At 67.6% G+C, this 13,894-nt stretch carries 11 protein-coding genes; 3 read left to right on the top strand and 8 right to left on the bottom strand.

The window, feature by feature from the left end:
* Window positions 1–415: 415 nt before the first annotated feature.
* The gene (locus tag ACIBCN_RS17210; RefSeq protein ID WP_396992502.1) at window positions 416–1,393 is read left to right on the top strand and encodes a transglutaminase-like domain-containing protein; all 978 of its coding nucleotides are present in this window, start codon (window positions 416–418) and stop codon (window positions 1,391–1,393) included.
* A gap of 132 nt (window positions 1,394–1,525) precedes the next feature.
* On the opposite strand, the gene ACIBCN_RS17205 is transcribed toward ACIBCN_RS17210, so the two are convergent.
* Window positions 1,526–2,671 carry an acyl-CoA dehydrogenase family protein gene (locus ACIBCN_RS17205; RefSeq protein WP_396992501.1) on the bottom strand — a complete coding sequence of 382 codons (1,146 nt, stop codon included), beginning with the start codon at window positions 2,669–2,671 and terminating at the stop codon, window positions 1,526–1,528.
* A 256-nt stretch (window positions 2,672–2,927) separates the two neighbouring features.
* Here ACIBCN_RS17205 and ACIBCN_RS17200 point away from each other — a divergent pair, with 256 nt between their 5' ends.
* Window positions 2,928–4,931 carry a glycosyltransferase family 39 protein gene (locus ACIBCN_RS17200; protein ID WP_396992500.1) on the top strand — a complete coding sequence of 668 codons (2,004 nt, stop codon included), beginning with the start codon at window positions 2,928–2,930 and terminating at the stop codon, window positions 4,929–4,931.
* A 42-nt stretch (window positions 4,932–4,973) separates the two neighbouring features.
* Here ACIBCN_RS17200 and ACIBCN_RS17195 read toward each other — a convergent pair whose 3' ends face one another.
* From ACIBCN_RS17195 to ACIBCN_RS17170, 6 genes are all read right to left on the bottom strand, one after another.
* Window positions 4,974–5,879 carry a lysophospholipid acyltransferase family protein gene (locus tag ACIBCN_RS17195; protein ID WP_396992499.1) on the bottom strand — a complete coding sequence of 302 codons (906 nt, stop codon included), beginning with the start codon at window positions 5,877–5,879 and terminating at the stop codon, window positions 4,974–4,976.
* A 392-nt stretch (window positions 5,880–6,271) separates the two neighbouring features.
* Window positions 6,272–7,726 (bottom strand): GTPase HflX, encoded by a 1,455-nt coding sequence (gene hflX / locus ACIBCN_RS17190; protein ID WP_396992601.1) that lies wholly within the window; start codon window positions 7,724–7,726, stop codon window positions 6,272–6,274.
* Between the two features lie 256 nt (window positions 7,727–7,982).
* Complete coding sequence (gene dapF, locus ACIBCN_RS17185) at window positions 7,983–8,885, bottom strand: diaminopimelate epimerase (RefSeq protein ID WP_396992600.1); 903 nt, start codon at window positions 8,883–8,885, stop codon at window positions 7,983–7,985.
* Window positions 8,886–8,918: 33 nt separating this feature from the next.
* Window positions 8,919–9,755 carry a TrmH family RNA methyltransferase gene (locus tag ACIBCN_RS17180; protein ID WP_396992498.1) on the bottom strand — a complete coding sequence of 279 codons (837 nt, stop codon included), beginning with the start codon at window positions 9,753–9,755 and terminating at the stop codon, window positions 8,919–8,921.
* The gene (gene miaA / locus ACIBCN_RS17175) at window positions 9,752–10,684 is read right to left on the bottom strand and encodes a tRNA (adenosine(37)-N6)-dimethylallyltransferase MiaA (protein WP_396992497.1); all 933 of its coding nucleotides are present in this window, start codon (window positions 10,682–10,684) and stop codon (window positions 9,752–9,754) included. The genes ACIBCN_RS17180 and miaA overlap by 4 nt, the downstream gene beginning before the upstream one ends.
* Window positions 10,681–11,430, bottom strand: coding sequence for a hypothetical protein (locus ACIBCN_RS17170; RefSeq protein ID WP_396992496.1), 750 nt, complete (start codon window positions 11,428–11,430; stop codon window positions 10,681–10,683). The genes miaA and ACIBCN_RS17170 overlap by 4 nt, the downstream gene beginning before the upstream one ends.
* A gap of 253 nt (window positions 11,431–11,683) precedes the next feature.
* Here ACIBCN_RS17170 and ACIBCN_RS17165 point away from each other — a divergent pair, with 253 nt between their 5' ends.
* Window positions 11,684–13,045 (top strand): DUF349 domain-containing protein, encoded by a 1,362-nt coding sequence (locus ACIBCN_RS17165; protein ID WP_396992495.1) that lies wholly within the window; start codon window positions 11,684–11,686, stop codon window positions 13,043–13,045.
* Between the two features lie 28 nt (window positions 13,046–13,073).
* Here the strand turns inward: ACIBCN_RS17165 and ACIBCN_RS17160 are convergent, their stop codons facing one another.
* Window positions 13,074–13,706: a hypothetical protein gene (locus ACIBCN_RS17160; RefSeq protein ID WP_396992599.1), complete on the bottom strand. Its 633-nt coding sequence runs from the start codon at window positions 13,704–13,706 to the stop codon at window positions 13,074–13,076.
* Between the last annotated feature and the right edge of the window lie 188 nt (window positions 13,707–13,894).

Here is a 13,894-nt window from a genome sequence, read left to right as displayed (position 1 = left end):
CATATCTGACGAAATCTTCATCTCAGCATCCAGTCAGCGCAGCGCCCAGCGACCAGGGCCCGACCTAGACATCGAGCAAGCACGGATACTGGCGCGCTCAGACTTCTCTCAGCTTCCACTCAGCCTCTCCACATGCGAATACTCCATAACATCGCCCCGAATCGCTCCACTATGTCCAGTTAATGCGTTGTGTAACAAGCATTTTTCGCAATGCCGCCCACAATCGTGCACCTAGGACGGCATCCCATCAGGTGGTACAGCAAACCTCGCGCGACAACCGTCAACGAACACAGCAACCGGCCAGATCAGGGCCCGAAACGTGGGATAGATCACCATTCAGGGGTCCTGCAGTAACGCTTCCGCACGCTCCGATGTCGCGATCAGGCCACGTGGCGGCTCAACCCGTTGTCCCGATATGGCCACTCCCGGAACACATTCCAACTACTTTGCCGAGTTGTCGAACCCCGGCGCATTGTCAGTGCTCGTTCCTAACATGGGCTCTATGACTGAGCTCTCGTACTATGCGGCACAGAGCAGAATGACCGAGCCGGGGTGCCGGGCCGAGCTGCTGACAGGACTTCCCGGCGACATCGCGGAGTTACGACGGGTCGTGTCGGGTCTGGTTATCCACTACCGCGCTGACAAGCCGATGGAAAAGGGCGTGCCGGCCGAGCGAATGCGGGAGATCGACACTCGCTATGCCGAGACCATGCTGGGCAGGCTGGCCGAGCTCGCCGACGGACCGCTCAGCACGCCACGCTCGGCTACCGAACGCCTCGTCGGCTGCTGCCGCGACTTCACGGTGCTATACGTATCGGCACTGCGGGCCCGCGGCATCCCGGCCCGCGCGCGTGTCGGCTTCGCCACCTACTTCGTTGCCGATTACGCCATCGACCATGAGGTGGCCGAAGTCTGGGACACCGACCAGGCGCGCTGGCGCCTCATCGATGCTGAGATCGACGAAGGTCACACCAGCCCGGCCGGCACGCGCGTCGATCCGCTCGATCTGACGCCGGATCAGTTCGTGCTGGCCGGTGCCGCGTGGCAGCAGTGCCGCAGAGTTCTGGCCGATCCGACAAGCTTCGTAGTCGACCCGGGTCTTGACGTCCCAGAGACACGCGGCTGGCCCCAGATCGCGCATGACCTCGTGCAGGATCTGGCAGCGTTGAACAGCACTGAAATGCTTCTCTGGGACGGGTGGGGCTGGGGCGACGGCAGGCGATTCACCGATGCAGAGCATGAACTGCTCGACCGGGTCGCGGCGGTAACGACGGCCGGTGACGGCGAGGACGCACGCAAGCTTTACGAGAACGAGACGTCGCTGCGCGTGCCCGACACAGTTACCAGTGCGGACCCGCTCGGCGGTCCAGACCGTCATATCGCCTGGCGTTGACGGAACGAGATCATTCATCGACGGCTTGTTCCACCGAGAGGGTGGTACCACCCCGGAACGGGGGTTACTCCCACCCCGGGACGGGACACAGCCGGAACAGCCGCATCCGACTGACCTCGAAACCGCCTCGTATCAGGACAGTTTCAGCGAACGCCCGATGATCTCCTTCATGATCTCGGTAGTGCCGCCGTAGATGGTTTGGACGCGGGCGTCCATGTAGGCCTTGGCGATCGGGTATTCCTTCATGTAGCCGTAGCCGCCGTGCAACTGGAGGCAGCGGTCGATGAGTTCGACCTGTTCTTCGGTGCTCCACCACTTGGCCATGGCGGCGTCCTCGACGGAGAGCTTGCCACGGTTCAGGTCTTCGATGAAGCGGTCGACCAGGACGCGGACGGCGGTGGTCTTGGTGGCGAGTTCGGCGAGGACGAAGCGGGTGTTCTGGAAGGTGCCGATCGGCTTGCCGAACGCCTTGCGGTCGCGCACGTACTGGATGGTCATGTCCAGGCACGCTTCCATGGCAGCGGCGGCCATCACGGCGATGGAAAGGCGCTCCTGCGGGAGGTTCTGCATCAGGTGGATGAAGCCGGCGCCCTCCTGGCCGAGCAGGTTGGCGGCGGGCACCCGGACGTCGGTGAAGCTGAGTTCGGCGGTGTCCTGCGCCTTGAGGCCGATCTTGTCCAGGTTGCGACCGCGCTCGAAGCCGGGCATGCCGCGCTCGACGACGAGCAGGCTGAAGCCCATCGCACCCTTCTCCGGGTCGGTCTGCGCGACCACGATGACGATGTCGGCGTTGATGCCGTTGGTGATGAAGGTCTTGGCGCCGTTGAGCACCCAGTCGTCACCGTCGCGGACCGCACGGGTCTTGATGCCCTGGAGGTCGGAACCGGTGCCGGGCTCGGTCATCGCGATCGCGGTAATGATCTCGCCGGAACAGAATCCGGGCAGCCAGCGCTGCTTCTGCTCCTCGTTGGCCAGCTCGGACAGGTAGGGCGCGATCACGTCGTTGTGCAGGGCGAAACCGAGGCCGGAGTACTGGCCGCGGACCGATTCCTCGGCCACGATCGCGTTGTAGCGGAAGTCCTTGACCCCGCCGCCGCCGTACTCCTCCGGCATGGCCATGCCGAGGAAGCCCTGCTTGCCCGCCTCGAGCCACACCGCGCGGTCGACAATCCCCTGCTCTTCCCACTTCGCGTGGTTCGGCGCGACGTGCTGATCGAGAAACTTGCGGAACGACTCCCGGAACAGATCGTGCTCGGGTTCGAACAGTGTGCGCTCCACACCAACCTCCTAGTGACCACACCGGCCGGTCCACACCGACCCGTCGTTGCCTCATACGGTACCCGGAACGAGAATCTCAGTTCACTTCTGGGGCGGAATCGTTTGTTAACCAGGCGCGGCGTGGAGTAGCGCGGAAGAAGACCGAGATTCTCGACAAACCGAGGGCGCGCGTGCAGTGTCCTCGACCACAGAATCACGACGCCGTGTTAACCCGCTGTCCAACTTTTGGTGAACATCAGCATGCGACGGTGGGGCGATGGCGGCGACCCTCATCGCGACGGCTCCGACCGGTTCCGTCGCTTCAACCCCCAGTCCGACAATCCTGCCACCGGCCCGGCCGGTGGAACGTCTCGGCTTGACCGTGCTGCTGCTCGGTACCGCGATCGCGTACCTGTGGCGCATCACCGTCAACGGCATGGGCAACAACTTCTACGCGGGCGCGACCTGGGCGGGGTCGCGGGACTGGAAGGCGACGCTGTTCGGGTCGCTCGATCCGAGCAACTTCATCACGGTCGACAAGCCGCCGGTCTCGCAGTGGGTGATGGGGCTGTCCGGGCAGTTGTTCGGGTTCAGCAGTGCGAGCATGCTGATTCCGCAGGCTTTGATGGCGGTGGCCGCGGTCGGGTTGACGTACGGGGCGGTGGCGCGCGCGACCGGCAATCGGGGAGCCGGGCTGCTGGCCGGGGTGGTGTTGGCGGTTACGCCGGTGGTGGCGTTGATGTTTCGGTTCAACAACCCGGACGCGGTGTTGGTGTTGTTGATGACCGCGGGCGGCTACTGCACGATCAGGGCGTTGGAGCGGGCGAACGAGCGGTGGCTGATGCTGGCCGGTGTCGCGCTCGGGTTCGCGTTCTTGACCAAGCTGCTCGAAGGGCTGATGGTGCTGCCTGCGCTGGGCATCACGTACCTCGTCGTCGCGCCGACCACATTGCGGAATCGGTTGTGGCACTTGGTAGGTGCTGCGGCGGCGTTGGTTGTCTCGGCGGGTTGGTATGTGTTGCTGACCGTACTGTGGCCCGACTCGTCGCGGCCGTATCTCGCCGGCTCGACGGACAACAGCTTTATGGATTCGGTGTTCGGCTACAACGGATTCGGCCGGTTCCTCGGCCATACTCCGGCGACCGGGCAGATCGCGTTGCCGTCCGGCTATCAGACGCCGCCCGGATTACTGCAGAGCTTCAATGATTTCGGCGCGCCCGGGGTCGGACGATTGTTCGTCGGCGAGAGCGGATTCGAGATCTCCTGGCTGGTTCCTGCCGCCCTGCTGTCGTTCGTGGTGGTGTTGGTATCCAGGTGGGGTGCGCCGCGTACTGATCAAATACGCGGCGCGGCACTGGTTTTCGGGTTGTGGTTGATCACCATGGGCGGGGCCTTCAGCGCGATGAAGGCCATCGAGCACTCGTACTACACGCTGACTCTCGCGCCCGCTGCGGCCGGGATGGTCGCGGTGGGAGTGCATGAGCTGTGGCTGCGGCGCGACGAGTTGCTCGGCAAGCTTGGGACCGCCGCACTGATACTGACCATGGGTCTATGGGCTTTTGTTGTGCTGCAACGCAATTCGGGCTGGCTGCCGTGGGTACGCTGGACCGTCGCCGCGACGGCGGTGGCGGCGGCGCTTGGGCTGCTGATTACCGCGATTCCGGTGACGGCTGGATGGCGTGCCGCGCGGACCAGGGCTACCGCGATTCTGGTCGTCGTCGGGGTGCTCGCCGGACTCGGCGGATCGACGGCCTACGCGGCGGCCACGCTGCCGCAGGCCCATGTCGGCCGCAGTCCCGTTGTCGGACCGGCCAAACCCGTCGAGACCGGGATCGCGGCGCTGATCCATCGTCAGACGCAGAACTTCGCCGACGGTGGTGCGTTCACCAATCCGCAGCTCGTCACGATGCTGATGAGCAGCACGACGAAATGGTCGGCCGCGGTGGACCGAGGCTCGATCGCCGCCGCGCTCGAATTGGCCAGCCGCACACCGGTGATCGCCATCGGCGGTTTCGCGGCCGAAGACCCCGTACCAACGCTAGAGGAGTTCCAGAAGATCGTGGCCGACCATGAGTTGACCTATTACCTGGTGCAGGAGATGCAGCTGCCCGCGTCGTGGAAGGTCGGCGGTCAGCCGGGCGCGACGACCACACCGTCCACCCCCGAAAAGCCGTGGCAGGTGACCGGGAAGCCGGAGATCGCGGAGTGGGTCAGCCATCACTACACCGCAACACACATCGGCAACATCGCGGTATACGACCTGACGCCGCACCCGAACTAACCCCAGCCCCGGCACAATTCGGACACCGAAAGTGGTGTGGTGTCAGCGGCGGAGTCGGTCGCGCAGGCGGCCGACGAGGGTGCGGCCGGAGTCGCGTTCGCGTTCGGTGAAGAGGAATTTCAGTTCCTCCTCCAGGGCCTTGCGGGTGACGTCGCGCAATTCCTTTGCGGCGGTGGTGAGGTCGTCGGCGTCGCGCCAGGGCGCCGGGTCGATAGGGGTGCCCGCGGAGAAGTAGAAGCGCTCGGGACGCGGGAGGATGGTCGGGCCGAGGCCGCGCAGCAGTGGGGGTGTCAGCTCGGGGTTCATGCCGAGGGCCTGCACGGTCCAGCGCAAGGGGCGCAGGAGTGGATGGTCGCCGTCGATGACGATGTCGTAGGCGTCGTCGACGCCGATCATCGCGATCGGCACGATCGGTGCGCCCGCTTCGATCGCCATCCGGGCGAAGCCGGTGCGGCCCTCCCATTTGAGGACGTATTTCTCGTTCTTGCGGCGCACCGCCTCGCGGCCGCCGCCGGGGAACACGATGACGGCGTCGCCGCGCTTCAGCAGGGCGAGGCAGTTACCGCGGGTGCCGCGGACCGCGCCGTAGCGGTGCAGGAAATGGCGCAGGCCGGGGACGCCGATGAGTATGTTTTCGGCGAGGCCGCGGATCAGGCGGCCGCGGCGGCGCAGCACCTCGGGCAGCAGCAGCGGGGCGTCGATGCCGCCCATCAGGTTGTGGTTGCCGACGAGCAGGACGGGACCGTCGGTCGGGATGTTGTCGAGGCCGTAGAACCGCGGGCTGGTCCACGCGCGCAGCGGCGACAGCAGCGCCTCGATTACCCGAAGATCGCTGTCGGTCAGCGAAACCGCCAGCGGGGCACCGTCGCTGAGCACCGGCTTGTCGAGCAACAGCGCGCCGGACGCCTTGTTCGCGGAATCGGCCGAACCCACACGGTCGTGCGACATGCATCCCTCCTGATGTCGACACGAACGATACCGTAACGAAATCCACTGTGCCGCATCGAATGTGAGCGCCAACACAGTCCGATCGGTCTGCTATGAACCCGGCGTCCCTAGCCCCACCGCCGAAACCGCCGCCTGCCTGCCGCGCACCCCTCCGCGTCCCGCGCACAAATTTGCTGGCGATTTCATCCCCATCAGCACAACATGTGCGCGCGGCATGACTCATGTGCGCCAGCACAACCATCGCCGAGCCATCCTGCGAACATTCACAGCCGCAGCTCACCTAGCGCTGACAACGCCAGCACTTCGCCAAACCGCACTCGACTCGGGACCGGCCGCCCGCCGAGCGGGACATGGTGCGAGTGGGCTCGCCGTCATGTCCCGCGGCAGGTGGACTAGCCCTCCCCCTGGCCGTTGGTTTCCGGCGAACCGGTGCCGCCGGCGTGGGCGTATTCCGACAGGGCCGCGGCGAGGGAATGGGGTACTCGGGCGTGGACTCGGGTGCCGCCTTCCTCGTGGGTCGAGTCGATGATGCGGCCGTCGGCGTGGATGCGGGCGAGCAGGTCGCCGCGGCTGTACGGGAGCAGGATGCTGATTTCGGCGTCGAGGCCGCCCAATACCTCGGCGAGACGATCGCGCAGCGCGTCGATGCCGAGTCCGGCGCGGACGGAGACGTATTCCGCGTCGGGGAGCTGGCCGCGCAGGCGGGTGAGCGCCATCGGGTCGAGGGCGTCGATCTTGTTGACCACCAGCAGTTCCGGCGGAGCCGAGGTGCCCTGCTCCTTGATGACGTCGGTGATCACCTCGCGGACCGCCTTGATCTGTTCGGCGGGCAGCGCGTCGGCGCCGTCGACCACGTGCAGCAGCAGGTCGGCGCCGGTTACTTCCTCCAGCGTCGACCGGAACGCCTCGACCAGCTGGGTCGGCAGGTGCCGGACGAAACCGACGGTGTCGGTGAACACGACCTCGCGGCCGTCGTCGAGATCGGCGCGGCGGGTGGTCGGGTCGAGGGTGGCGAACAGCGCGTCCTGCACCAGCAGACCGGCGCCGGTGAGGGCGTTCATCAGGCTGGACTTGCCCGCGTTGGTGTAGCCGACGATCGCCACCGACGGGATGCCGCTGGAGGTGCGGCGGGCCCGCATGGTGTCGCGGGCGGTCTTCATCTCGCGGATCTCGCGGCGCAGCTTGGCCATTCGCTCGCGGATGCGGCGACGATCGGTTTCGATCTTCGTCTCACCGGGACCGCGCAGACCGACACCGCCGTTGCTGCCCGCGCGACCACCGGCCTGCCGGGACATGGACTCGCCCCAGCCGCGCAGTCGCGGCAGCATGTACTCCATCTGAGCGAGCGCGACCTGCGCCTTGCCCTCGCGGGAGGTGGCGTGCTGGGCGAAGATGTCCAGGATCAGCGCGGTCCGGTCGATCACCTTGACCTTGACGACCTTCTCCAGCGCGGTCAGCTGCGCGGGCGTGAGCTCACCGTCGCAGATCACGGTGTCGGCGCCGGTTTCCAGCACCACGGCCCGCAGCTCTTCGGCCTTGCCGGAACCGATGTAGGTGGCCGGGTCTGGCTTGTCGCGGCGCTGGATGAGCCCCTCGAGCACCTCGGAACCCGCGGTCTCGGCGAGCGCGGCCAGTTCGGTCATGCTCGCGTCGGCCTGTGCCGCGCTGCCCGTGGTCCACACGCCGACCAGCACGACCCGTTCCAGGCGCAGCTGCCGGTACTCGACCTCGGTGATGTCGGTGAGTTCGGTGGACAGCCCGGCGACGCGACGCAGCGAGCTGCGTTCGTCGAGCTGCATCTCGCCGACCGTCGGGTTGGCGGACGTCCAGCCGCCCGAGCGCTTCATCCGCGCGGCGTGCTCGGCCACGACATCGCCGGTGACGGCGTCGTCGGATGGAGCGCCCTCGGTGGCAGCGTCGAGCTGGATGTCGTCATCGGCCGTCTCGGTGAAGTCGTCGGCCGGAGTGAATTCATAAACTTTAGATTTCGTCATACAAGATCCATGATCCCACGATGCACCGACATGGCGCATTCGGATATTGAGCACAGCGTGTTGGGGGGTTGTCGGGTCAAGTTCGCGCGGCGCGAGGCCTGAGGTGCGCCTAGCGCGAGCCGAGGTGCTGCCACCAGCCCTCGGCGATGGCTCCCGAGGCGACCAGCACCGACGGCCCGCACAGCCACGCGGTGCCCTTGTCCAACCCGACGGTGACCTCGCCGCCGGGAATGCGGACGCGCACCTCGCCGGTGTCGGTGGCGATCCGGAAACCCTCGCGAGCCAGGGCCGCGGCGGCCGCGGCAACGGTTCCTGTTCCGCAGGAACGGGTTTCGCCGACGCCGCGTTCGTAGACGCGCATGTCGACGGAGCCGTCGGCGAGCGCCATCACGATTTCCACGTTGACGCCGTGCGGGAACAGGTCGGGGTCGTAGCCGGGGGGCACGGTGAGGTCGAGTTTGGCCAGGCCGTCGGCGGACAGATCGGGGACAACGCAGGCCAGATGCGGATTGCCGACGTCGATGCCGATACCGGAGTAGGCCCAGCCCTCGACGGTCGCGGTGGATTCGCCCAGTTCGCGCACGGTGCCCATGTCGACCGTGACCATGTCGACGGTGACGTCACCGTCGACCGCGGTCGCGGAGTGCACCACGACCGGTCGCCCGCCCGCCCGGCTGCCGACCACGAATTCGTGCGCGGACTCCAAGCCGGACGACACCAGGTAGTGGGCGAAAACGCGCACGCCGTTGCCGCACATCTCGGCAATCGAGCCGTCGGCGTTGCGGTAGTCCATGAACCAGTCGGTCTCGGCCACCCCCGCGGGCAGCTCGGCGAGCACACCCGCGTCACGCAACGCACCGGCCCGCGCCACCCGCAACACACCATCGGCACCTAGGCCGCGCTGGCGGTCGCACAGCGCGCTGATCCGCTCGGGGGTGAGCTCCAGCCGAACCTCGAGGTCCGGCAGCACCACGAAGTCGTTCTGGGTGCCGTGCCCCTTGGTGAACTCGATATCCGACACGTCCGTGTTCTCCCTACTTGCTCGTCATTTGGCAAACGTCCGGCGCTGCCGGGAAATTTCGTAGAGTGCGACGGCCGCGGCCGAGGGCGCGCCGAGCGAGCTGGCCGTGCCGCCCATCGGGATGTGCACCATGGCGTCGCAGGCCTCCTGCCAGGCGGCGCTCATCCCGCTGGTCTCGTTGCCGACGACGAGGATGGTGGCCTCGGTGAAGTCGTGGTCGTAGGCGGCGTGCGGGCCGTTCTCGTCGGTGCCGATGATCCGGGTGGGGATGCCGCGCCGCACCTGCCGGTCGCGGAATTCGAGGACCTGCGCGGCCCCGGCGGCACGCACCACCGGCATCGCGAACAGCGAGCCCGTCGACGCGCGAACGGCCTGCGGGTCGTACTGGTCGGCACCGTGGCCGGTGACGATCACGCCGCTGGCACCGAACGCGTCGGCCGACCGGATCAGCGTGCCCAGATTGCCCGGCGAATTCGGGCGGTCGAACACCACGACCACGGGCGCGTCCTCGCCGGGCTCCCCCGGCTCGAAGGCGTCGAGCTCCTGCTGCCGCGACACCGCGACGGCCACCAATTCCGGTATACCGCCGACCTTTTCGCCGAGCTCGGCCATCAACTCCGGAACCAGGCCGACCTGCGGGACGTCGCTGGTGTCCAGCAGCTCCCTGGCCCAGTGGGACAGGTCGGGGGTGCCGAGGCGGTAGAGCAACGTCTCCAGCGGCCAGTCGTTGGCCACGGCCTGGGTGATCGGGCGGACGCCCTGCACCAGGAAGCGCCCGTCGCGGTGGCGTTTGGTCCGGTTGTTCAGGTAGGCCTGCCACACCTGGACCGAGGCATTGCGGGTGCTCACACGTCGGGTCACTGCGGGGTCCGTTCTTTCTCGTCGAGCAGGGCGAGCGCGGTCGCCACCAGATCGGGGGCGGCGCCGTCCACCCAGCGCACCCGCGGGTCACGCCGGAACCAGGAGCGCTGCCGCCGAACGTAGCGCCGGGTGCCGATCAGGGTGCGTTCTCGCGCGTGCTTCAAGTCGTATTCGTTGTCGAGGTAGGCCAGGACTTGTGCGTACCCGATGGCGCGCCGAGCGGTGACGCCGTCGCGCAGGCCGTGCTCGATCAGCGTGCGTACTTCGTCGACGAGTCCGGCGGCGAACATCAGCTCGGTGCGCCGTTCGATCCGTTCGTCGAGTTCGGCGGTGTCGCGGTCGACCCCGATGATCACCGTGCCCCAGCGCGGCGTGCCGATCTCGGGTGCCGAGGCCGCGAACGGCCGACCGGTGAGTTCGACGACCTCGAGCGCGCGCACCATGCGGCGGCCGTCGGTGGGCAGGATGGTGGCCGCCGCGGCGGGATCGGCCGCGCGCAATGCCGCGTGCACGGCGTCGACTCCGCCCTCGGCGAGCATCGCCTCCCAGCGGGCGCGCACCACCGGGTCGGTGGCCGGAAACTCCCACTTGTCCAGCAGCGCTTGGACATACATCATCGAGCCGCCCACGATGACCGGGACGCGGCCGCGCGCCATGATGTCGGCCACGTCCGCGCTGGCCGCGGACTGGTAGGCGGCGACGGTCGCGGTTTCGGTCACGTCGAGTACATCGAGCTGATGGTGCGTGAGGTCACGGCGTTCGGCGACGGTGAGTTTGGCGGTACCGACATCCATGCCGCGGTAGAGCTGCATCGCGTCGATATTGACGATTTCGCCGCCGAGCCGTTCGGCGAGGTCCAGACCGAGATTCGATTTGCCGGTGGCGGTGGGCCCGACGACAGCGATCGGGGTGATGCCGGAGGCACTCACGACGCGCCACCTGGTCGCCACAGGCTCACGTCGTAGCCGACGCCGAACGGTGCGTCCTGATAGAGCGTCTCGACCATCGGATCAGTGTCGAACAGTCCGGCCAGCACCTGGTAGGCGGCCCGGCCGGACATCACCAGTTCTGCGCACAGCGCCGGATCGAGCGCGCGCAACGCGGCCAGATCCCCCGCGGCCAACGCGCGATCGAGCTGGTCCTGCACGGCACCGGCCCGCTCGTCGAGATAGCCCGGAGCCTTCAACGACAGCGTCGCGGCACCGTCGGCGATCATCAGCACGCCGTGCCGTTCGTCCGAATCGTCCGATTCCGCGCGCAATTTCGCGCCGAGTTCCAAGCAGCAATGCGCCGGAGTGTCTTCGGCGACGATGCGGACCTCGGCGTTCACGGCGGGTGCGACCTGTCCCCGCAACCACCCGGCGATCAACACCGGCAGCGGATGCTGAGGATCCGGCTCCGCCGTCGCGCCCGCGGACAGCGCGACCCGCACGTCCGCGCCGAACCCGCGGAACGTACCGACCGTCTCGGAACCGAACACCTGGTCGGCGGCCCCGGTGCCGATTACTGTCCAGCGGTCTGTCACTGTCGCAAGGACTTCCGCGGCGGCCAGCACGGCCGCGCGCAGCACCGCTCGCGGGTCACCCTGCTGCCCGGGAAGCGCGCCCGTCGCACCGCCACAGAGCTCGGGCACCAGGATCGGTGGCGACGGGACCAGCGCGGCAATCGAGAACACGTGGTAACCGTAACCGTTGGGCGCGACGCCGCTACGCACCCCGGGTACCGCCCGGCTTCGAGTGTCTCTGCCGCAAAGCTGGTCGAGATTGCTACTGTTCGATGAGCTACAACCCAGGTCATCAGGGGTTGCAATCCCCGAGATTCCTCCGCGTGAAGGCGTGGGTCGATGGTCACAAGGGCTCAAACCGGGTTCAATGGGATGAGCTAGGGCGTAACCAGGCAGCCGTGACGCGCGGCAGGGACGAGGAGCAATGACCGACAGCAACGGAACCGCGAAAGCCAGCCCCGGCGCGATGCCGCGCTCTTCCGGTGCCCCGAAACCCGGTGGCTCGATCCAACCCCCCAAGCCGCACGCGACGCCGGGCCAGGCTCAGCATCCGCATCCCGTGGTGCCGACCACCTCCGACCCCAGCGCGTGGGGCCGGGTCGATGACGACGGCACCGCCTGGGTGAAGACCGCCGACGGTGAGCGTCAGGTCGGCTCCTGGCAGGCCGGTGACGCCGCCGAGGGTCTCGCCCACTTCGGCCGCCGGTTCGACGATCTGGCTACCGAAGTCGCACTGCTGGAAGCCCGCCTCGCCGCAGGCGCGGACGCCCGCAAGACCAAGGCCGCCGCCGTCAGCCTCGCCGAATCGCTGCCCACCGCGGCCGTCATCGGCGATATCGACGGGCTGGCCAAGCGCCTGGCCGCGATCGCCGAACACTCCGAAGAGGCTGCCGCGCATGCCAAAGAGGAGAAAGACAAGGCGCGCCACGAGCACACCGAGCGCAAGGAAACGCTGTGCGCGGAGGCCGAGAAGATCGCCGCCGAGTCCACCCAGTGGAAGGCCGCGGGCGACCGGCTGCGCGAGATTCTCGACGAGTGGAAGTCGATCCGCGGCGTGGACCGCAAGGTCGACGACGCGCTGTGGAAGCGGTACTCCAAGGCGCGTGAGGCGTTCAACCGCAGGCGCGGTGCGCACTTCGCCGAACTCGACCGGGAACGCGCCTCCGCGAAGACGCGCAAGGAAGAGCTGTGCGTGCGCGCCGAGGAACTGTCCGGCTCGACCGACTGGGTCGGCACCGCGGGCATCTTCCGCGACCTGCTCGCCGAGTGGAAAGCCGCGGGCCGCGCGCCGCGCGAGGCCGATGAGGCGCTGTGGCGGCGCTTCAAGAGCGCGCAGGACGTGTTCTTCGCCGCCCGCAACGCCGCCGTCACCGAACGCGACGCCGAGTTCGACACCAACGCCGCCGCCAAGGAAGAGCTGCTGCAGGCCTACGAGCACATCGACCCGGCCAACGGCCTGGAGGCCGCCCGCGCCTCGTTGCGCGAGCTGCAGGACAAGTGGGACGCCATCGGCAAGGTCCCGCGCGAACGCATGCAGGAGCTGGAAGGCAAGCTGCGCACCATCGAGAAGCGGGTTCGCGACGCCGTCGACGCCCAGTGGCGCCGGACCGACCCGGAGGCGATGGCCCGCGCGGCCCAATTCCGTGAGCGGGTAGCGCAATTCGAGGAACAGGCCGCCAAGGCCCAAGCCGCGGGCAAGGCTCGCGACGCCGAAAAGGCCCTCGAACAGGCCAAGCAGTGGCGAGAATGGGCCGAAGCCGCCGAGGGCGCGGTCACCAACCGCTAGCGCGCAGCACAGAAAGTGTGCGGCTACTTCAGTTTTCGCCGGTGCGGCGGCGGCGGTCGCGTTCCTCGGCGGCGATGGAGGCGTTGCGGCGTTGTTCTTCGGCGGCCAGTTGCAGGGCGGTGCGGCTCCAGACCACGCGAATCCAGTGGAAGGTCAGCACGATTGCGGCGATGGTGCCGAGGATGAGGCCGATGGCGGGGCCAGCGCCGTGGTAGTTGTTGATGCCGGGGGTTTGCCGGTGCCAGATGGAGAAGACGCCGAACACGCTCGTGATGGCGGTGCCAGCGACCGCGATCCAGGCCAGGAACCAGCGGCGGGTCATCAGCGCCAGGGTCGAGAAGCCGACGCCGAAGACGACGAGGAACCAGACGAAGATCCGGGACGGCAGCCCGATGTGCTCCAACCGGGCGGCCTCGGTGCCGAGCAGCACGTCGAAACCGCGCGCGCCACCGGCATGCGGCAGCACCAGCGAGAGCAGCAGGACGAACACCGCGCCGGCCACCACCATGGCGCGCACGCCGGGGTCGATCTCGCCCGCGATGCGGCGTTCCACCGCGTCCAGGTCGTCGCGGAACTGCTCGAAGTTGCTGCTCTCGACCGAGTTCACTGAACCCTCGTTTCGTTCGGCTTGTTCGTGGTTCGCTGCACTGCCCGCGTCCACTGTGCCATCACCGGGTTCGTTTGCCTCGGCCGACCCACTACCGCCGGTAGTAGGTTTGCGATGCGTGGGCCGATCGCTGGGCTCCGCGCCGCCGGCCACGAAGCCGTCTTCGCCAGGCTTGTCGTTCACGCTTCCCCTTCGCGGATACTCGGTTCCGTCTCGCGCGCTACGCGTCGACCCGTATCGCG

It is taken from the genome of Nocardia sp. NPDC051052 (genome assembly GCF_044456045.1).
Taxonomy (GTDB): Bacteria; Actinomycetota; Actinomycetes; order Mycobacteriales; family Mycobacteriaceae; genus Nocardia.
Note: the sequence above shows the minus strand (reverse complement) of the source record. Positions and strands in the feature narration are given on the sequence as shown.